This is a genomic window from Streptomyces sp. NPDC006259 (assembly GCF_042870975.1).
Lineage (GTDB): Bacteria > Actinomycetota > Actinomycetes > Streptomycetales > Streptomycetaceae > Streptomyces.
Map to the genome: position 1 here is coordinate 284763 of NZ_JBIAHY010000004.1, position 19791 is coordinate 304553.

The 19791-nt window shown below is 72.5% G+C and carries 16 protein-coding genes; 8 read left to right on the top strand and 8 right to left on the bottom strand.

Going from position 1 to position 19791, the window contains the following annotated elements; translation table 11 throughout:
• Positions 1-133: 133 nt before the first annotated feature.
• The gene (gene guaA / locus ACFYO5_RS17940) at positions 134-1714 is read left to right on the top strand and encodes a glutamine-hydrolyzing GMP synthase (protein ID WP_356560259.1); all 1581 of its coding nucleotides are present in this window, start codon (positions 134-136) and stop codon (positions 1712-1714) included.
• 18 nt (positions 1715-1732) lie between these two features.
• Here the strand turns inward: guaA and ACFYO5_RS17945 are convergent, their stop codons facing one another.
• Positions 1733-2224 carry a pyridoxamine 5'-phosphate oxidase family protein gene (locus tag ACFYO5_RS17945; RefSeq protein ID WP_388709614.1) on the bottom strand — a complete coding sequence of 164 codons (492 nt, stop codon included), beginning with the start codon at positions 2222-2224 and terminating at the stop codon, positions 1733-1735.
• 268 nt (positions 2225-2492) lie between these two features.
• Here ACFYO5_RS17945 and ACFYO5_RS17950 point away from each other — a divergent pair, with 268 nt between their 5' ends.
• The 3 genes from ACFYO5_RS17950 (at position 2493) to ACFYO5_RS17960 (ending at position 5553) form a co-directional block, all read left to right on the top strand.
• Positions 2493-3287 carry a class II aldolase/adducin family protein gene (locus ACFYO5_RS17950; RefSeq protein WP_388709616.1) on the top strand — a complete coding sequence of 265 codons (795 nt, stop codon included), beginning with the start codon at positions 2493-2495 and terminating at the stop codon, positions 3285-3287.
• Positions 3288-3622: 335 nt separating this feature from the next.
• On the top strand, positions 3623-4900 hold the full coding sequence (locus tag ACFYO5_RS17955) for a hypothetical protein (protein ID WP_388709618.1): 1278 nt from the start codon (positions 3623-3625) through the stop codon (positions 4898-4900).
• Between the two features lie 119 nt (positions 4901-5019).
• On the top strand, positions 5020-5553 hold the full coding sequence (locus ACFYO5_RS17960; protein ID WP_356560255.1) for a DoxX family protein: 534 nt from the start codon (positions 5020-5022) through the stop codon (positions 5551-5553).
• 33 nt (positions 5554-5586) lie between these two features.
• On the opposite strand, the gene ACFYO5_RS17965 is transcribed toward ACFYO5_RS17960, so the two are convergent.
• Both ACFYO5_RS17965 and ACFYO5_RS17970 read right to left on the bottom strand, forming a co-directional pair.
• The gene (locus ACFYO5_RS17965) at positions 5587-5853 is read right to left on the bottom strand and encodes a hypothetical protein (protein WP_388709621.1); all 267 of its coding nucleotides are present in this window, start codon (positions 5851-5853) and stop codon (positions 5587-5589) included.
• Positions 5840-7240 (bottom strand): PspC domain-containing protein, encoded by a 1401-nt coding sequence (locus tag ACFYO5_RS17970; protein ID WP_388709623.1) that lies wholly within the window; start codon positions 7238-7240, stop codon positions 5840-5842. Before ACFYO5_RS17970 ends, ACFYO5_RS17965 begins: the two co-directional genes overlap by 14 nt.
• Positions 7241-7383: 143 nt before the next feature.
• Between ACFYO5_RS17970 and ACFYO5_RS17975 the strand changes: the two genes are divergently transcribed.
• Positions 7384-8706, top strand: a complete 1323-nt coding sequence (locus ACFYO5_RS17975) for a PspC domain-containing protein (protein WP_388709625.1) — start codon at positions 7384-7386, stop codon at positions 8704-8706.
• The gene (locus ACFYO5_RS17980) at positions 8706-9446 is read left to right on the top strand and encodes a response regulator transcription factor (protein ID WP_356560251.1); all 741 of its coding nucleotides are present in this window, start codon (positions 8706-8708) and stop codon (positions 9444-9446) included. The genes ACFYO5_RS17975 and ACFYO5_RS17980 overlap by 1 nt, the downstream gene beginning before the upstream one ends.
• Before the next feature lie 11 nt (positions 9447-9457).
• Here the strand turns inward: ACFYO5_RS17980 and ACFYO5_RS17985 are convergent, their stop codons facing one another.
• The gene (locus ACFYO5_RS17985) at positions 9458-10534 is read right to left on the bottom strand and encodes an NlpC/P60 family protein (RefSeq protein ID WP_388709627.1); all 1077 of its coding nucleotides are present in this window, start codon (positions 10532-10534) and stop codon (positions 9458-9460) included.
• Positions 10535-11124: 590 nt separating this feature from the next.
• On the opposite strand from ACFYO5_RS17985, the gene ACFYO5_RS17990 reads away from it, so the two are divergent.
• On the top strand, positions 11125-11478 hold the full coding sequence (locus ACFYO5_RS17990) for a hypothetical protein (protein WP_356560249.1): 354 nt from the start codon (positions 11125-11127) through the stop codon (positions 11476-11478).
• On the opposite strand, the gene ACFYO5_RS17995 is transcribed toward ACFYO5_RS17990, so the two are convergent.
• Positions 11456-12430, bottom strand: coding sequence for a tellurite resistance/C4-dicarboxylate transporter family protein (locus ACFYO5_RS17995; RefSeq protein WP_388709629.1), 975 nt, complete (start codon positions 12428-12430; stop codon positions 11456-11458). The genes ACFYO5_RS17990 and ACFYO5_RS17995 overlap by 23 nt on opposite strands.
• A 172-nt stretch (positions 12431-12602) precedes the next feature.
• A complete protein-coding gene (locus tag ACFYO5_RS18000) occupies positions 12603-13766 on the bottom strand; it encodes an NlpC/P60 family protein (protein ID WP_388709631.1) in 1164 nt (387 codons plus the stop codon).
• Positions 13767-14211: 445 nt separating this feature from the next.
• Here ACFYO5_RS18000 and pcrA point away from each other — a divergent pair, with 445 nt between their 5' ends.
• Entirely contained in the window at positions 14212-16698 is a 2487-nt protein-coding gene (gene pcrA, locus ACFYO5_RS18005) for a DNA helicase PcrA (RefSeq protein WP_388709633.1), read from the top strand.
• Positions 16699-16762: 64 nt separating this feature from the next.
• Here pcrA and ACFYO5_RS18010 read toward each other — a convergent pair whose 3' ends face one another.
• Together ACFYO5_RS18010 and ACFYO5_RS18015 are read right to left on the bottom strand one after the other, a co-directional pair.
• Complete coding sequence (locus tag ACFYO5_RS18010; RefSeq protein ID WP_388709635.1) at positions 16763-18271, bottom strand: peptidoglycan DD-metalloendopeptidase family protein; 1509 nt, start codon at positions 18269-18271, stop codon at positions 16763-16765.
• A 348-nt stretch (positions 18272-18619) separates the two neighbouring features.
• Positions 18620-19519, bottom strand: coding sequence for an esterase/lipase family protein (locus tag ACFYO5_RS18015; RefSeq protein WP_388709637.1), 900 nt, complete (start codon positions 19517-19519; stop codon positions 18620-18622).
• Positions 19520-19791: the final 272 nt, after the last annotated feature.

Sequence of the window (19791 nt, forward strand, 5' to 3'; positions counted from 1 at the left end):
GGCCAGTATGCCACGGCGGTTCCAGGCGGTGGGGGCGCCGGCCGGGCGGTCCCCGGTGACGGGACCGGTACCACGCCCACCTCGGTAGAATTGGGCAGCACAGAGACCCCGCCCGAACCGCCGGAAGGCCCCCGTGTCATCAGCGACTCCTACTGCCGCCGCCCCCGACACCGTCCTGGTCGTCGACTTCGGCGCGCAGTACGCCCAGCTCATCGCCCGTCGAGTCCGCGAGGCCCGGGTCTACAGCGAGATCGTGCCGAGCACCACGCCGGTCGCGGAGATGCTCGCCAAGAACCCGGCGGCGATCATCCTCTCCGGCGGCCCCTCGTCCGTGTACGAGGAGGGCGCCCCCCGCCTCGACCGCGAGCTGTTCGAGGCCGGCGTCCCCGTGTTCGGCATGTGCTACGGCTTCCAGCTGATGGCGCAGACCCTCGGCGGCACCGTCGACAACACCGGCGCCCGCGAGTACGGCCGCACCGACCTGCGCGTCTCCCGCGCGTCCTCCACCCTCTTCGAGGGCACCCCGGCCGAGCAGGCCGTGTGGATGTCGCACGGCGACGCCTGCTCCGCCGCCCCGGAGGGCTTCTCCGTCACGGCCTCCACGGACGTCGTCCCGGTCGCCGCCTTCGAGAACGACGACAAGAAGCTCTACGGCGTCCAGTACCACCCCGAGGTCATGCACTCCACGCACGGCCAGCAGGTCCTGGAGCACTTCCTGTACCGCGGCGCGGGTCTGAGCCCGGACTGGACCACCGGCAACGTCATCGAGGAGCAGGTCGCCGCCATCCGCGAGCAGGTCGGCGACCGGCGCGCCATCTGCGGGCTCTCCGGCGGCGTCGACTCCGCCGTGGCCGCCGCGCTGGTCCAGAAGGCCATCGGCTCGCAGCTGACCTGCGTCTACGTCGACCACGGCCTCATGCGCAAGGGTGAGACCGAGCAGGTCGAGAAGGACTTCGTGGCCGCGACCGGCGTCCAGCTGAAGGTCGTCGACGCGCAGGAGCGCTTCCTCACCGCCCTCAAGGGGGTCTCCGACCCCGAGGAGAAGCGGAAGATCATCGGCCGGGAGTTCATCCGCGTCTTCGAGCAGGCCCAGGCGGAGATCATCGCCGACGAGGGCCCCGAGGTCGCGTTCCTGGTCCAGGGCACCCTGTACCCGGACGTCGTCGAGTCCGGCGGCGGCTCCGGCACCGCCAACATCAAGTCCCACCACAATGTGGGCGGACTCCCCGAGGACCTCGAGTTCCAGCTGATCGAGCCGCTGCGCAAGCTGTTCAAGGACGAGGTCCGCATGGTCGGCCAGGAACTCGGCCTGCCCGAGGAGATCGTCCAGCGCCAGCCGTTCCCCGGCCCCGGCCTCGGCATCCGGATCGTCGGCGAGGTCACCAAGGACCGCCTCGACCTGCTGCGCGACGCCGACGCGATCGCCCGCGAGGAACTGACGGCGGCCGGTCTCGACCGCGAGATCTGGCAGTGCCCGGTGGTGCTGCTCGCCGACGTCCGCAGCGTGGGCGTCCAGGGCGACGGCCGCACCTACGGCCACCCCATCGTCCTGCGCCCGGTGTCCTCCGAGGACGCCATGACGGCCGACTGGTCACGCCTGCCGTACGACGTCCTTGCGAAGATCTCCACCCGGATCACCAACGAGGTGCGCGACGTCAACCGGGTCGTCGTCGACATCACCTCGAAGCCGCCGGGCACCATCGAGTGGGAGTAGCGGCCCCGCTCACCGGGGTCAGGTCCGCCTGAGAGTCCGCACCGGCTCTCCGGGCCTCCAGACCTGGGCGACCAGATACGTGTCGTCCTCGACGGAGGTCCGCACGACCTCCGTCAACTCGGTGCGGAAGAGGTGGAACGGCTGCGGCGGTTCCACCTCTTTCACATATCCGGCCCTGGCCTCCCCGTCCCCGACCTCGACGGCGCACCCGCTGATCCGTACGTCGCCGCCACCCATCCCGGTGCCCTCGCCGGGGTTGGCCTGGAGGGAGAAACGGGGGTCGCGGCGCAGGTCGAGGACCTTGAGCGAACCCGGCATCATGCCGAGCCACAGCTCACCGTCCAGGAAACGCGCCTCCAGACCGCTGGTGCGCGGGGAGCCGTCCTTGCGCAGGGTCGCGAGGACGTGGTGCGTGAAGGCACCGAAACGGTCCTCGACGACCCGCGCGAGATCCGGCTCCGCCTCGCGGAACGCCGCCCAGTTCGCTGCTGTCGCACGACTCGCTGTCATACGGCGAGTGTGACGCCGATACCCGACATCCCCTGTCCGGTATCACGCGGTCGGCCTCGCCCGACCGGACCGGAGGCACCGAACCGGCAGCGGCGGCAGCGCGTACCGGGGACCGGCCCCTCTCGCCCTGGACGGCCGTGCACCCCGCCACGGAGGGCCGCCGCGCCTCGCGGGTGACGGAAATCGTCGACTTCACCCGACGGCTCTGCCCTTTTTCCCTGACCGACGGTAACTTCCGCCCGTAACACATCCCAGTGCTGGAGGACCGATGCACGGGCCCACGTCACCCGCCCCGCTGCCCACCGACCGACTGCGGTTCGCCATGCCGCCGACGCACGACTCGGTCGAGGACGAGCGCAGGCACCGCAAGGAACGGCTCGCGGGCGCCGTGCGGATCTTCGGACGGTACGGCTTCGAGGACGGGGTCTCCGGGCACATCACCGCCCGCGACCCCGAGTACGGCGACTGCTTCTGGGTCAATCCGTTCGGCATGCCCTTCAAGCACGTCACCGTGAGCGACCTCGTCCTCGTCAACGCCGAAGGACAGGTCGTCGAGGGCCGCTATCACGTCAACCAGGCCGCCTTCACCGTGCACGCGCAGGTGCACGCCGCCCGGCCGGACGTCGTCGCGGTCGCCCACTGCCACTCCGTCCACGGCCGCGCACTCGCCGCCCTCGGCGAACTGATCGACCCGATCACCCAGGAGAGCTGCGCCTTCTACGAGGACGTGGCGCTGTACGACGCCTACACCGGCGTCGCCGTGGACGCCGAGGAGGGCCGGCGCATCGCGGCCGCGCTCGGCAGCCGCAAGGCCCTGGTCCTGCGCAACCACGGGCCGCTGACCGTCGGCGACTCGGTGGACGCGGCGGCCTGGTGGTTCCTGTCCATGGAACGCTCCAGCCAGGTCCAGCTCCTCGCGCGCGCCGCCGGCCGGCCCGTCCTGATCGAGCACAAGGCGGCGGTCGCGACCCGGGAACAGCTCGGCGGCGACCTGGTCGCGTGGATCAACTATCAGCCCCTGTGGCAGGACATCAGCCGCGGCGAACCCGACCTGCTCAGCTAGGGCCTCTCGTTCGGACCAGGCCCGGCTCGCGGGGTCCCATGCCGCACCTCGCGGCGTTGTCGTCGGTCCCCAGGGCTCCGCCCCGACTCCGTCCTCCGCCTTGCGACGCACGGCACCGGACCCCGCTCCCTGATCCGGCCCGATCCGGACGAAAGACCCCACCGCGTCAACACGACGGCCCCGGATTCACCCGCGCTGACCAGACCTGCCGGAGCACGACGGTGTGCCGTAGGGCACAATTCGCTGTCGTCGCAGGGGAGTTGTTCACAGGTCCGGTGGCCGGTTCTCACCGGGGTCACCAGCCGCACGGATAGCGGGGAAGGCAGGCGTCGGCAGTGGCGGTGCAGGAGGCGAGACAGGGCCCGGAGCCGGGCACGCACGACGGTGGCTGCGCCTGCGGAAACTGCCCGCACGGGGCGCGCGAAGGGCACCGGCGGGCGGTCGCCGCCTTCCTGGTGAAACGGGACGAGTTCGCCGCCGGACAGGGGCTGCCGGCCGCCGTCGCCCACTCGGCCTCGGCCTCCCGCCAGTGGGTGTCGGAGGAACTGACCCAGTCCGCCGAACTCGTCGCCGAACGCGGCCGCGCCGAGGGCGAGTCCTGGCTGACCCGCGTGTGGCTGCGCACGGCCTGCACGGCGGGGGCCGCGGTCGTCGCCCTGCTGCTCGCGCAGTCCCTGACCGCGATCGGCGCCGGCTGGACCACGGCCCGCACCGCCGGACTGCTGGCCGCGCTCCTCGTCGGCGGCGCCCTGACCGCCGCCTCCTACTTCCACCGGGCGCGCGGCGGAGCCCTGGCACCCGTGATCGGCGAGGACAACCGCCTGTCCACCTCCCGCGCGGTCGCCGCCGCCTGGGTCCTGTTCGTGGCCTACGCCGTGCTGGTCCTGGCGGGCCGGCTCGCGGCCGCCTCCGGACCCGTCGAACGCGACGCCCTGATCGCCGGCCTCGACCTCGCGCGCGGCGCCGGCGCGGTGACCGTCCTCGCCGTGGTCTGCGCCATCGCCGTGCTGGTGCGGCGCGTGGTCGGTCTGCGCGTCCTCGGACAGCGGCTCCAGAAGGTCCGCGCGCACCGGCCCCAGGCCGCCGACCTGCTCACCGACGACGCCGGCCGCGGCACCTTCGCCGACATCCAGTACGTCGTGATCAGCGCGGTCGCCCTGGCCTTCGCCGCCGTCCGCCTCGCCCGCCGCCCCGACCAGCTCCCCGACCTGCCCTGGGGCCTGGCCGTGGTCGTGCTGGTGTCGGCCGCGACCTACCTCGCCGGGAAGTACGCCGAGGGCGGGCGGCCCGTGATCCTCTCCGTCGTCCGCTCCCGCGAGGCCGGTGACCTGGACGCCCCGATCCGCACCGGAGACGACATCGAGATCCGCGGAGCCGGATTCGTGCCCCCCGGCGCGCAGACCGCCGACCGCCTCTCCCGCATGGTCGTCCGCATCGGCGCCGTCCATGTCCACGTCCCCCTCGTCCCGGTCACGGGCGGCTTCAGCAACCCCACCGACGCGGTTCTGACCGTCCCGGTCCCGGTGGAGGTCGAGCCCGGACGGGTGGAGGTTCAGGTGGTCACCGCGGCCGGCGTGGAGACGAACCGCTACGCCATCGACGTGACGGACTGACCCGCGCGGGGCACGCGAAAGGTGTCCCAGGACCCGACCGGCCGTTGAGCGCATCGCCCCTTTCGTACGTATGGTCTGTCGAGGGGTCCATCACTGCGGGCGAGAGGCGGCCACACGCGATGACGCACGGCATGCGAACGGACACGTACTCCCCCTACCTCGACGGCGGCCGTGGCGACTGGCGGGACACCGCCACCCGGTACGCCCTCCTCCCGCTCCGGGTCTTCCTCGGCATCACCTTCATCTACGCCGGCCTGGACAAACTCACCGACGGCGCCTTCCTCAAGGCCACCGGCGCAGGCTCGATCGGCGACACCATGCGGGCGGTGCGCGACTCCTCGGCCGTCCCCGCCCTGGTCGACCTCGCCCTGAAGGCCCCCACCGGCTTCGGCTACGCCATGGCCTTCGGCGAACTCGCCGTCGGTATCGGCACCCTGCTCGGTGTCCTCACCCGCCTCGCCGCCCTCGGCGGCGCGCTGATCTCCCTCAGCCTGTGGCTGACCGTGAGCTGGGCCTCCGACCCGTACTACTACGGAAACGATCTCGCCTACCTCATGGCCTGGCTGCCGCTCGTCCTCGCCGGCGCTCCGGTCCTCTCCCTCGACGCCGCCTGGCGCACCAGGAGGCGACAGCGGTCGGGAGGCTTCCGGTAGGCCGCGCCCGCCACGACACGGCCCACTCCCGAGTCATCTTTCCGCCGTACCCGTCCCCGCCGTCCCCGTCCCCGCGCCCGTCTCCGCGGGGGCGTCCGGTCTCCCGGCCCGTCGTCGGCGGACCGCGCGGGTGACGAGGCCGGTGACGGCCGCCAGGCAGAGGCCGGTCACGACCACCGGTACGACGGCGAACCAGGGCGTCTCCCACAGGCCGCCCGCGTCGCCCGCGTAGATGACGCCCGCGAGGACGAAGGCGGCGCCGCAGACCAGTCGGCCCGGCCGGAACTCATGACGCAGCACGGGCCACCACCGCCTGTCCCGCCCCGACCTGGAGGTCGAGGTCGATCGTCCCGGTGTCCTCGCCGCCGGAGACGGGGGACAAGGTCACCTCCTTGTGCTTGCCCGGCTGCACGTCCACGTCCTCCTGTTTCTCACCGGGCAGCTGGATGTCGCCCAGGCCCACGTCGATCCGGACGTTCACCGTCACGTCCGGCGGCACGATCACCCGCAGCCGGCCGAGCCCGACCTCCGCGTCGGTGCTCACCGTCTGCCCCTTCGCGGGACGGAGCCGGGACAGGTCCAGGGTGGCGTCGCCCGTGCCGAGGTCGTAGCTCTCCCGGACGTCCGCCACCGCCGTGGGCCGCCATGTCGTGTCGGTCCAGCGCGTGCCGACGTCCTCGGGGACGGTGGTCGAGCCGGCGAGCAGCCCCGCGGTGACAATCGCCAGGAGCATCGATCCCGCACCGGTACGCCCCAGCAGCGAGCTGGCCGCGATGCCCAGGCCCAGCACGATCAGCGCGGCGGACAGACCGGCCTGGAGGCTGGTGCCCAGCGGGTGTTCGTCCCAGGTGAGCCGGGTCGCCAGGCCGCCGGCGAGCAGGGCGAGCAGGAAGGACCAGCCGCCGATCCAGCGGGGGCCGCGCGGCCGTGGCGTCCGGTCGTACGGGCCGCGTACGTCCTCGCGGGTGTGCGCGTGCCCGATCGGGTCGGCGTCGATGGAGGACACGAGGTCCGGGGCGAGGGAGCCCCCGGGGCCCCACAGGTATCCGGTGCCGCCGTCGTGCGTGCCGTCCTTCACGATCGGGTCGCGCCACCAGGAGGGGTAGGCGGCCGGCACCGGTGGTGCCTGGGCCTCCGGCGGGGCGTCGGCGACGGCCTGGGCGGCGAGCGGGTCGGCGTCGGAGGCCTCCCGGTGCCGGGACCAGTAGCCGGCACCGGCCAGCAGGAGGGAGAGGACGACGGCGAAGGTGAGCACCCCGCCGTTCCTGAGCATCGACAGGAACACCCCGCAGCCCACCAGCGCGAACAGCACGGCCGCGAGCGCCTGGCCGTCGACGCGGCCGGTCAGCAGCTTGCGCACCTCGTGCTGACCGTCGTCGGTGTAGGGGACGAACAGCCACGCGAAGCCGTAGAAGATCAGGCCGATGCCGCCGGTCGCGGAGAGCACGGCGAGCGTGATCCGGAAGATCACCGGGTCCATGTCGCACTGTCGCCCGAGGCCCGCGCACACCCCGGCGAGCATCTTGTGCTCGCGGTCGCGGCGGAACCGGTGCGGGGGGTGCTCGGCGAGACCCGGCCCGCGGCCGGGCGTCGGTGCCTCGCCGCGGGCGCCGGAGGGAGGGGCGGCCGCGTGGGGCGCGGTGCTCCCGTCCGGTCCGGTGTCCGCGGCGTGCTGGTGATCCGTCATGAGTCCATGGTGGCGGCCGAGCGGCCCCGACGGCAGTCGGAAGGACCCTGGTCGGACCCTGATTTCGGCCCTGAGCCGCCGCCGGTGAGGCGTCCGACGTACGGGGCCTTCGAAGATCAGGGGCGTCTCGGGGGCGAACCCTGATGCCCGTGACCCGGGGCCGTGTGACCATCGTTGGCATGCCGGAAGCCGCAACAGCGTCACTCGTCGAACCGCGGCCGCCGCGCAAGCTCTACCGCAGCGGTGACGGACGCTGGCTGGGTGGTGTGGCGCGGGGGCTCGCCGGGCATCTCGGGCTGCCCGTGATCTGGGTGCGGCTCGTCTTCGTCGGCCTGTTCATGGCGGACGGCCTCGGCGCTCTGCTCTACGCGGCCTTCTGGTTCTTCGTCCCGCTCGGCATCGGCGGGGTCGGCGACCAGCGGCCCCCCTCCCTCGTCACCACCGAGAGCGCGCCCGACGGCCGCCGCAGGCTCATCACCCGCAAGCCCGACAAGGGGCAGATCGTCGCCCTGCTCCTCATGGTCGTCGTCGCCATGGTCTTCGTCGGCAATGTGAACCTGGGCAGTGGCGCCAAGGCCTATCTCCTGCCGGCCGTGCTCGTCGGCGCGGGCGTCGCCCTCGTGTGGCGCCAGGCGGACAACGCCCGGCGGGCCCGCTGGGTCGAGGTCGGCCGCAGACGCCGTACGCTCACGCTGCTCCGGGCCGGCGCCGGTGTCCTGCTGGTCGCCGCGGGCGTCTCCGGGATCTTCGTCCTCCAGGGTTCCGCCGCCCACCTCGACTCGGTCCTCCAGGCGGCCCTCGCCGTGCTGGTCGGCATCACCCTGCTCGCCGGGCCGTATCTGGTGCGCATGACGCAGGACCTGTCCGAGGAGCGGCTGATGCGCATCCGTGCCCAGGAGCGCGCCGAGGTCGCCGCCCATGTGCACGACTCGGTGCTGCACACACTCACCCTGATCCAGCGCAACGCGGAGAACGCCAACGAGGTGCGTCGCCTCGCCCGCGCCCAGGAGCGCGACCTGCGCACCTGGCTGTACAAGCCGGAGGGCACCGGCAAGGACGAGGCGGAGGAGCCCGCCACCCTCGCCGACGCGGTCCGGCGCGATGCCGCCGAGGTGGAGGACAAGCACGGCGTCCCCCTGGAGGTCGTGGTCGTCGGCGACTGCCCGCTCGACGAGCGGCTGACCGCACAGACGCAGGCCGCGCGTGAAGCGATGGTGAACGCGGCCAAGTACGGTGGCGAGGGCGGCGCCGTACAGGTCTACGCCGAAGTCGAGGGCAGGACGGTCTTCGTGTCCGTCCGGGACCGCGGTCCCGGCTTCGACCCCGACTCGATACCCGCCGACCGGATGGGCGTCAGAGAATCGATCATCGGCCGCATGGAGCGCAACGGCGGCACGGCACGGCTCCGGGCGGTCCCGGGCGGCGGCACGGAGGTCGAGCTGGAGATGGAGAGGGCGGAGAAGTGATGAGCGACCCGACGGAGACGAACGGCACGACGGGCGCGGCCCCGGTGGCCGAGCCCACGCACGGCGAGGGCGGCGCCGGACGGCACGTGCGGGTGGTCCTCGTCGACGACCACCGCATGTTCCGCACGGGCGTGCAGGCCGAGATCGGCCGCACCGAGGAGACCGGTGTGGAGGTCGTCGGCGAGGCCGCCGACGTCGACCAGGCGGTCACGGTCATCACCGCGACCAGGCCCGAGGTGGTCCTCCTGGATGTGCATCTGCCGGGTGGCGGCGGCGTCGAAGTGCTGCGCCGTTGTGCCCCGTTGATGAGCGACGCCCAGCGGCCCGTGCGCTTCCTCGCGCTGTCCGTCTCGGACGCGGCGGAGGACGTGATCGGCGTGATCCGCGGTGGCGCCCGCGGCTATGTCACCAAGACGATCACCGGAACCGACCTGGTCGACTCCGTCTTCCGGGTCCAGGACGGCGACGCCGTCTTCTCGCCGCGGCTCGCCGGGTTCGTCCTGGACGCCTTCGCCTCCACCGACGCCCCGCCGGTCGACGAGGACCTCGACCGTCTCACCCAGCGCGAGCGCGAGGTGCTGCGCCTCATCGCGCGTGGTTACGCCTACAAGGAGATCGCCAAGCAGCTGTTCATCTCGGTGAAGACGGTCGAGTCCCATGTCTCGGCGGTGCTGCGCAAGCTCCAGCTGTCCAACCGCCACGAGCTGACCCGCTGGGCGACGGCCCGCCGGCTGGTGTGACGGGGGCGGCCTCAGGCCACCCGGGCGGCCCCCGCGTACGGCATCTCGTCGATCGGTGCCACGCGTACCGGCGCCGAGGGGTTCGGCGCGTGGATCATGTTGCCGCCGCCGACGTAGATCCCGACGTGGGTGATGCCGGAGTAGAAGAACACCAGGTCGCCCGGCCGGAGTTCGGAGCGGGAGACGCGCCGCCCGGCGTCGATCTGCGCGTACGTCGTGCGGGGCAGGGAGATGCCCGCCGAGCGGTACGCGGCCTGGACGAGGCCCGAGCAGTCGAAGGCGTTGGGGCCGGTCGCGCCCCACACGTAGGGGCTGCCGAGTTTGGAGTAGGCGTAGGAGACGGCCGCCGCCGAGCGGGAGTCGGGGGCGGCCGTGGTGGCCGAGCGGGGGCCGGGCAGGGCGCCGCGGGAACCGGTCGAGGACCGTGAGGAACGGGTGTCCGTCCCGCCGTCCGTACCGGCGGTGATCCGTGCCCGTTCCCCTTCTGTGAGCCGGTTCAGCAGGCGGCGGGCCGTGTCCAGCTTGTCGGTGATCGTCCTCTTGTGCCGCTTCAGCTCCGCCTGACGCGTTTTCAGTGAGGTCAGCTGGACGCGGGCGGCGCCCCGCAGTTGGTCGATCTCCCGCAGTTGCTCGCGGACCCGGGTGACGGCGGCGGACTGGCGGTCGCCGGTCCGCTCGGCGAAGGCGGCGTTGTCGAGGTACTGGTCGGGGTCGTCGGAGAGCGCCAGTTGCATCGCCTGGTCCAGGCCGCCGCTGCGGTACTGCGCCGCTGCCATCGTCCCCAGCGCCTCACGGGCCGTGTCGAGGCGCGCCTCCTTGCGTGCGGCCTCGTCCCGCAGGGTCTCCAGCCGCCGCTCGGCGGCCGTCGCCCTCTCCCTCGCGCCGTTGTACTTCTCGGTGGCGGCCTCGGCCTCCTGGTACAGCTTGGCGACCTTGGCCTTCACCTGCGCCGGTGTGGCGTTCGGCTCGGCGTGCCCGGTCCCGTCGAAGGCGGTCGCGCCGGCCACGCCGGCGAGGGCGATGGCGGCCGCGGTGCGGGCCGTGTGGCCGCCGGCCGAACGCGGACGGGGCTTGCGGTGCGCTGGCACGGGGTACTGCACGTCCTTTCGTCGACCGCCTCGTCGGTACGGCCGCCGGGCGGCCAGGGCCGCGGGGACGGGCCTGGGCCGCCGGGGAGCGGGCGTACCGCCGCGGGGTGCGGGCGTACCGCCGCGGGCGCGGCTGACGCGTCCGGCGACGCCCGCACGGGGGAGCGGGACGCCGCCGGACCTCTCGGCGGTGGTGTCCGACTGCCGCCCCTGCCGCCGGACGGCGGTGGGAGCCGGGCACCTGGGGAGGACGCTAGGCCCGTCCGTGCCGGTCGGGTGACGGGATGTGCGGAAGTGACACGAGCGGACTGCCGCGTGATCGGAAGTGGTCGTGCCGCCGGTGCCAGGTCGTCGACTTCGCGCGGTGGCCCGACCGATGCGGTGAACGCGGGGCGTGCCGGGGCGGCACGGTGCTATGAGGCGCATCGATGCGGGCGCCCGTCGACGCGGCCCTCGGTGGACCGGACGGTTGGCTCAGGCCGGATCGGGGAGCGGGGTCCGGTGCCGTGCGTCGCCAAACGGAGCGTCACGCGGGGGCGGATGTGGGCCGGTGTCGGGAGGGGGCGGGCGGCTGGCTAGCATCCGGCCTCATGGACGTACTCATCCACCTCTTCGTCGGTCTGCACATCATCGGCATCGCCGCGCTGCTCGGCGGCTTCCTCACGCAGCTGAAGGCGATGGGGCGGGGCACGGCCCGCTTCGTGCCCGCGATGCTGCACGGCGCCGCGACGATGCTGGTCACCGGCGTGATCCTGGTCGGCCTCAACCAGGCGGACGACCAGGAGGTCGACAACGTCAAGATCGGCGTGAAGCTGGCCCTGCTGATCGTGATCCTCGGCCTCGTCTACGTGAAGCGGGACGACGAGAAGGTGGAGAAGCCCCTGTTCGCCCTGGTCGGCCTGTTGACCGTGGCCAACGTCTTCATCGCGGTCCTGTGGACCTGAGCGACGCCCCCGCGTCCGCGACCGCCGCCGCGGCGACCACCAGCCACGCCGTCACCGCGACCCAGAGCAGCACCTCTCCGGGGCCCTCCAGCCACGGCACGTCGACGGCGGCGGCCACGGACAGCGTCGCCACCGCCGTCATCCCCATCGGGAACACGGTCGCCCAGCGGCGCGTCTCGTAGCGCGTCCGCGGCCACCGCACCTCCGCGACGAGCAGGACGGCGTAGCCCGTCAGGTCGAGCACCAGCAGCGCGAGGGTGACCGCGTGCAGGACGCCGCTGTCGTCGCCGTTCCACAGGTACCGTCCGCCGTCCTCGGCCGCCAGGAGCCTGGACCCGGCCAGCGCCGAGATCGCGAGCGCCCCGCCCGCCACCCAGTGGTCCCCGGCCCCTTCCCGCACCTGGCGCGGGTCGAAGCGGGTCAGCGCGAGGCCGTAGAGCACGAGGCCGAGCCAGAACAGCACGAGCGAGGCGTGCGCCGGCCAGGCCACCGACTCCGCCCGCGCCACACTCGCCCCGAGCACCGCGAGCCCCTGGGTGGCCACACAGCACAGGAAGACCGCGCCGGGCATGTGCCGGCCCCAGTGCCGTACGACGTTGACCAGCAGCACCGGCCACAGTGCCGCGGCCAGTGCCAGCAGGGCCGAGGCGAGGGTCTGCCGGCCGGCCGCGGAGACTGCGGCGCCGAGGACTGCGGTCGCCGACACGGCCGTGAGCGCCCCCGGCGTCACCGCGTCGGCCCGCCACCGCTCGCGCTCCCTCAGCAGCCGTACGACGAAGTCCGCCGCGAGCGCCACCCAGGCGGCGCCCGCCAGGACGAGAGCGATGCGGGACAGGACGGCGTACCCGGTCTGGTGCAGGCCGACCGACAGGATGCCGGTCGCCATCACGGCGGCTCCGGCCGCGGGCGGACGCCGAGCCCACCGGACGTGAAGGGAGGAGATGCCGGGCATGCCACCGATGCTAGGGAGCGCACGACGGCTTCCCCGCGGGCACGCGCGCGAGGACGGCGGGACACGCGGGACCGAGAACACGGGTGGGGGAGCGCGGGTGGGGGAGCGCGGGGCGGTCGCGTGGGCGCCGAGTGGCGTGACGGCCGGGCCCGACCCGCGCGCGGCGCTCGCGTCAGGCCGGGCGCACCACGCTGTGGATCGACGACTCCCCGTCGTAGTAGATCGACTCCTCGCGCACGTACGAGCCGGGCTTCGGTGCGTGGATCATCATGCCGTTGCCTATGTAGAGGCCGACATGGGTGACATCGCCGTAGAAGAACACCAGGTCACCGGGGTGCGCGGCGGAGAGGGAGACGGTCGTGCCGGCGTTCACCTGGTCGTAGGTGACGCGCGGCAGGGTGACGCCGGCGGCTTTCCAGGCGGCCTGGGTCAGACCGGAGCAGTCGTAGGAGTCCGGGCCGGTCGCGCCCCACACGTAGGGCTTGCCGATCTGCGCGCGGGCGAACGCCAGCGCCTTCTCGGCCTTGGTGGCGTACGAGGGATCCGTGGACGGTGACGACGGCGTCGACGTGCCGCTGTCCGCCGTGCCGGACGCGCTGCCGCTCTCCCGTGCCGCGGCCGCCGCCTGCGCCGCCGTCTGTTGCCGCTCGGCCAGCTCGACGGCCTTGCGGGCGGCCTCCTGCCGCTCGCGCTCCTCGATCTTCGCCAGCCGTGCCTTCTCCTCGGCCGTCAGCCGCGACAGCAGCGCGCGGGCGGAGCCGAGCTTCTTCTGGACGGTGGCCTTGGCGGTCCGCAGGTCGTTCTGGGAGGTGGTGAGCGTCTGGAGGCTCCGGGAGGCCGCCCGCCGCTTCTCCATCGCCTCCGCCTGGTCGGCGAAGTAGTCGTCGACGGCGTTCTTCTGCCGGTCGGTCACCCGGCCCATCAGCTGCGTCTGGTCGAAGTAGTCCTGCGGGGTGTCGGCGAGCAGGAAGGTCGCCGTGTCGGGAGCGGAGGCGCCGGTGCGGTACTGGGCGGCGGCGTAGGAACCCAGCTCCTCACGCGCCTCGTTGAGCTTCTGGGCGCGCTGGGCGACGTCGTCCAGGAGGGTGTCGACCTGCTTGCGCTGCTTGGTCGTCCTCTCCTTGGCGGCGTTGTACTTCTCGGCGGCCGACTCCGCCTGGCGGTAGAGGTCGTCGACCTTCTTCTCGACCTCCTCCAGGCTGGGCCTGTCGTCGGCGGAGGGGGCGGCGGCGGCCGTCTGCGAGAGCAGGGCCACCGAGGTGAGAGCGGCGGTGGCGAGAGCGGGCGTACGGATGCCCGCCACCGCGGGGCGGGGTCTGCGGTGCTGCGACGCCAAGGGAGGCGACTCCTTCCAGTTTCCGCCTACCGGGTACGCGGTGGGGGTCCCCCAGGCCGTTCGGGCACTGGAGGAGGGTTCGGGCGGGGTGCTTCGGAAGGGTTGCCCTGCGGCCGTGCTCCCCCAAGGGGAGTGAGCCGATTCACCCCAAGGTCTCGGTGGGTCCCCGGTTCCGGTGCCGCAGGGGGCGCGCCGGACTCGGCGGAGGCCGCGCGGCCCGGCGAGGTTCGCCGGAGGGAGGCGAGCGGCCTGCCCGGCACGGTAGCCAACTGGTGTGCCCTCTGTGAAGGTTGCCGGGGGATATGCCCGATACGTTTTCGTGACCTGGGGGCAGGCCGCCGTCCGTGGTGACCGACGGTGCCAGGGGCGCCCCGCAAGGTGAGGGCCGGGGATGTTTCCGGGACGGCCACGGGTTGTCAGTGGGGCAGCCTAGACTCGGAGAGCGATGAGCAGCCTCTTTGACGACAGCTTCCTGGCGGACCTCCAGGCCCCCCGCGGCCACCACGAGGAACCCCCGCCGCCGCCCGAGGACGATCACTCTCCGGAACCGGTCCCGGACGATCTGTTCGGCGGGAAGTTCGACGTGCCGCCGGACCGGGACACGCACTACCGCGACGGCGCCCCGCGCCCGCCGATCGACGCGGCAGCGCTCCTCGAAGGGCTCAACGAGAACCAGCGCGCGGCCGTCGTCCACGCCGGTACCCCGCTGCTCATCGTCGCCGGCGCCGGCTCCGGCAAGACGCGCGTGCTGACCCACCGCATCGCCCACCTCCTCGCCGAACGGCACGTCCATCCGGGCCAGATCCTCGCGATCACCTTCACCAACAAGGCCGCGGGCGAGATGAAGGAGCGCGTCGAGCAGCTCGTCGGTCCGCGGGCGAACGCCATGTGGGTGATGACCTTCCACAGCGCGTGCGTGCGCATCCTGCGCCGCGAGAGCAAGCGGCTCGGCTTCACCTCGTCGTTCTCGATCTACGACGCCGCCGACTCCAAGCGTCTGATGGCCCTGGTCTGTCGCGACCTGGAACTCGACCCCAAGCGCTTCCCCCCGAAGTCCTTCAGCGCCAAGATCAGCAACCTGAAGAACGAGCTGATCGACGAGGAGGACTTCGCCGCGCAGGCCACCGACGGCTTCGAGAAGACCCTCGCGCAGGCCTACGCCATGTACCAGTCGCGGCTGCGGGAGGCGAACGCCCTCGACTTCGACGACCTGATCATGACGACGGTCAATCTGCTGCGCGCGTTCCCCGATGTCGCCGAGCACTACCACCGCCGCTTCCGGCACGTCCTCGTCGACGAGTACCAGGACACCAACCACGCCCAGTACGCCCTGGTCAGGGAACTGGTCGGCTCCGCCCAGCACCCGGTGGACGTACCGCCGGGCGCCGACGACCTGCCGCCCGCCGAGCTGTGCGTCGTGGGCGACGCCGACCAGTCGATCTACGCCTTCCGAGGGGCGACCATCCGCAACATCCTCCAGTTCGAGGAGGACTACGCGGACGCCACGACGATCCTGCTGGAGCAGAACTACCGCTCCACCCAGACGATCCTCACCGCGGCCAACGCCGTCATCGAGCGCAACGAGTCGCGCCGCCCCAAGAACCTGTGGACCAACGCGGGCGACGGCGCGCGCATCACCGGCTATGTCGCCGACACCGAGCACGACGAGGCACAGTTCGTCGCCGACGAGATAGACCGCCTCACGGACGCGGGCGAGGCCAAGGCCGGCGATGTCGCCGTCTTCTACCGCACCAACGCCCAGTCCCGCGTCTTCGAAGAGGTCTTCATCCGCGTCGGCCTGCCCTACAAGGTCGTCGGCGGCGTCCGGTTCTACGAGCGCAAGGAGGTCCGGGACGTCCTGGCCTACCTGCGCGTCCTCGCCAACCCGGAGGACTCCGTCCCGCTGCGCCGCATCCTCAACGTGCCCAAGCGCGGCATCGGCGACCGGGCCGAGGCGATGATCGACGCCCTCTCCCAGCGAGAGAAGATCAGCTTCCCGCAGGCCCTCAAGCGCGTCGACGAGGCCTACGGCATGGCCGCGCGCTCCACCAACGCCGTCAAGCGGTTCAACACGCTGATGGAGGAGCTGCGCACCGTCGTCGAGTCGGGAGCCGGCCCGGCGACGGTCCTGGAGGCGGTGCTCGAACGCACCGGCTACCTGGCCGAGTTGCAGGCCTCCACCGACCCGCAGGACGAGACCCGCATCGAGAACCTCCAGGAACTCGCGGCCGTGGCCCTGGAGTTCGAGCAGGAGTCCGGCGAGGGCGAGACGACCGGCTCGCTCTCCGACTTCCTGGAGCGCGTCGCGCTGGTCGCCGACTCCGACCAGATCCCCGACGAGGGCGAGGACGGCTCGGGCGTCATCACGCTGATGACCCTCCACACCGCCAAGGGCCTGGAGTTCCCGGTCGTCTTCCTCACCGGCATGGAGGACGGCGTCTTCCCGCACATGCGCGCCCTCGGCCAGACCAAGGAGCTGGAGGAGGAGCGCCGCCTGGCCTACGTCGGCATCACGCGCGCGCGGGAGCGGCTCTACCTGACGCGCTCCGCGCTGCGCAGCGCCTGGGGGCAGCCGTCGTACAACCCGCCCTCCCGGTTCCTGGAGGAGATCCCGGCCGTGCACGTGGACTGGAAGCGGACGGGGGCGACCTCGCCGATGTCCTCCGGCCCGGTGTCCGGGGTGGCGGCCTCGCTGTCGTCGTCGCGTTCGCGTTCCTCGGCGGCCGGCGCGTCCGGCTTCGCCACGCGCCGCACCTCGGAGAAGCCGGTGGTCGCCCTGGCCGTCGGTGACCGTGTCACCCACGACCAGTTCGGCCTCGGCACGGTCGTCGGTGTGAAGGGCACGGGCGCCAACGCGGAGGCGACGGTCGACTTCGGCGAGGCCAAGCCGAAGCGGCTGTTGCTGCGGTACGCGCCGGTGGAGAAGCTGTAGCTCGCACGCGATGAGCCCCCGCCGTCGGATCGACGGCGGGGGCTCATCGGCGGGTCGAGGGGTTCTACGTCGGGTCGAGTCCGTGGCTGCGCAGCCACGGCAGCGGGTCGATCGCGGAGCCGCCACCCGGCCGCACCTCGAAGTGCAGGTGCGGACCGGTGGAGTTGCCGGAGTTCCCGGAGTACGCGATCGGGTCGCCGGCCCGCACCGTCGTACCGGAGGGGACGCGGTAGCTGGAGAGGTGGCAGTACCAGGTCTCCGTGCCGTCCTTCGCCGTCACGATCATCATGTTGCCGTAGGCGCTGTTCCACTGGGTGCGCACGGTGCCGTCGGTCGCCGCCAGCACCGTGGTGCCGTAGGACACCGGGAAGTCGATGCCGGTGTGCAGGGACATCCAGTTGACGCCGGACTGGCCGTAGTAGGCGCTCAGGCCGTGGTTGGCCACCGGCAGCGCGTACTTGGGGCGCAGCCGCTCCTTGCGGGCCGCCTCCGCCGCCGCCTTCTTCTTCTCGGCTTCCTGCTGTGCCTTGAGGTCGATGCGTTCCTGCGTACGGCTGGCCCGGTCGGCGAAGTCGCCGGCCTCGGCGGTGAGGGTCTGGAGCTGGGCGTCCAGCTTGTTGTTGGCCGCTGACGGCTTCACGGCCTGCGCGTCCGAGGCGGACGCCGTGGTGTCGTGGTCGTCGCCGCCGGTCAGCGTGCCGACCGAGGCCGCCGCGATACCGGCCACGCCCATGACGCACGCCGAGGGCACGGCCACGCTCAGCAGCGCGGAGCGCTTGGCGGGCGTACGGCGCCGGGAGCGGTTCGCGTTACGGGTGGCCGCCCGTCCGAGCGGGGCCGGGACGGCTTCCTCCTGGTCGTCGAGGAGGAGCGGGGCGCCGTCGGCCGGCTCGTCGTCGCCGGGGGCGGCTGCGTCGCGGCCGACCTGCTCGAAGGTGGCGGTGGCCTGCTGGTCGAAGGGGACCTCGGCCTGCTGGTCGAAGGAGGGTTCGTCCTGCGGTCCGTACTCGTCGCCGCTCTCCGTGGCCTCGCCGCCGTCGGAGTTCCACTGCGTCGCGTCGTAGGCGCCGGTGTCGAAGGCCTGTGTGCCCCATTCCCACTGCTGGGTCTGTTCGGCGGGGGCGGCGGATCCGTCCGGCTGGAGCCAGGCGTTCGACCACTGGCCGCTGACGTCGGCGGCCGTGGCCTGCGGCGGGATGCCCGGCAGCTGCTGCTGATCCGTGGACCACGCGGTCGTGTCGTAGGCGCCCGTGTCGTAGGCGGCGTGGTGCTGGGCCGCGTACGGGTCCTGGTTCAGGAGCTGGTGACTGCCCGTGGACCACTGCGTGGCGTCGTACGCCCCGGCCGAGGCGGTCGACGCGGCATCGCCGTGCATGGAGCCGAAGAGGGGGTCGACCTCGTAGGAACCCGTGGCGTGGGCGCCGGTGTCGTAGGTGCCGGTGTCGTAGCCGTTGTACGTGGTGAAGTCGCCGTACTGGGCTTCCGGGGAGCCGTACGACGCCTGGTGCGCCGGGTCGGCGTCGGAAGCCGGGGCCGGGGTGGTCATGGTCCCCGACGGGTGACGGTCGTTCACCAACGTCTCTCTCGCCTCGACAACAGGGTCTGCCAGAGCACAAACAGGGGCTGCCAGAGCAGTGCGGTGACTGTACCCGGCGGTATGCGGGCGCGACAATCTTCCGCAGGTTTCGGCCTGCGGGAAAGGGGCATTCGGCCCCGTTTCGGGGGAGGAAGGGCGCGGGCTTGGCCCTATGTTCGAGAACTGTTCGATATCGGACAGCTGTCGGAGCGCTGTGAGGGCGAGGTCGGTCGGCCAGGTCCGACGGGGGTTATGTCGCGCAGTGCCGCTTTGTGACCGGAGGTGGCGTCGGATGTCCGGTCCGGAAAGGCGTGTGGCGCCTTCCGATCGTCCGGCAGGGTGTGCTCAGGCGACCGTCAGATCGCCCTTGTGTGCGGTGGGGGTGCCGGGCGTGGCGTCGGCCGCGGGCCCGTCGCTGTCGAGGGCCTGGCGGATGCCGGTCGCGACGGCCGGATGCACCGGAAGGGCGAGATGGCCGATGCCGCTCACCTGCACGTTCTCCGCCAGCAGGTCGGGGTGCTCCAGACGGGCGGACTCCAGCGGCGCCATCAGATGGTCCAGATCGCTCCAGAAACTGATGAATCGCGTACGGCAGCCGGGCGCGGGCCGGGACAGCTCCTCGATGACCTCCGAACCGGGACGCATCTGGCGCACGATCGGGTGGGCGCTGGCCAGCGGGGCCACCCGGGTCCCGGAGTGCGGGGTGCCCAGGGTGACCAGCGTCCGCACGCGTGCGTCGCCGCCCAGCCGCTGCACGTAGTACCGGGCGATCAACCCGCCGAGGCTGTGCCCCACCACATCCACCCGGCTGCTGCCGGTGCGCTCGCAGATCTCCTCGATGTGCCGCCCGAGCAGTTCGGCGGCGATGCGGATGTCGCAGGTCAGCGGCGAGTAGTTGAGGGACTCCACCCGGTGCCTGCCGTGCTGGGCGAGGCTGCGGCGCAGCAGCACGAACACCGAACGGTTGTCGATGAAGCCGTGCAGGAGGACGACCGGGGGCGGGGCCTGCGTCGGCAGCCGGGCCGGGTCCTCGGCGCCGCCGGACGGGGGAAACTCCGGCGCGGGCCCGCCGCGGCGCTCCTGGACGATGCCCGACGGATACAGGAGAACATGGCCCGTGAGGATCGCGATCTCCAGGGCGGTCGCCTTGACGAGGGTCGCGGAGAGCCCCATCAGTCCGCTCGGCAGCAGTCGCCGGCAGAGGCGGAACGGAAGAAGGGGCTCCAAGGCCCGGGTGACCTGCATGGCCGACCTCCTGTCGGCACGCCGGGGACGGCTCTGTCACCCGTGTGCCCTCGGGGAAGTCGCGGCGGAGGCGACCGGCGGTGCGCGAAGGGCGTTGGTAAGGGGTGAGCGGTCCGCTCTCGGCGCTCCTCGCGTCGACGACCCTGGTCCTGCCTGCCCATCGAGCCTGCGCCGATGTGCCGGACCCCCACGCGCGCGGCCTGACGCGGTGGTGCGGCGACCTCGTGGCGGCTCCCGTTGCGCGGTTCTCCCTCGGGTTCCCCGTCCGGGGA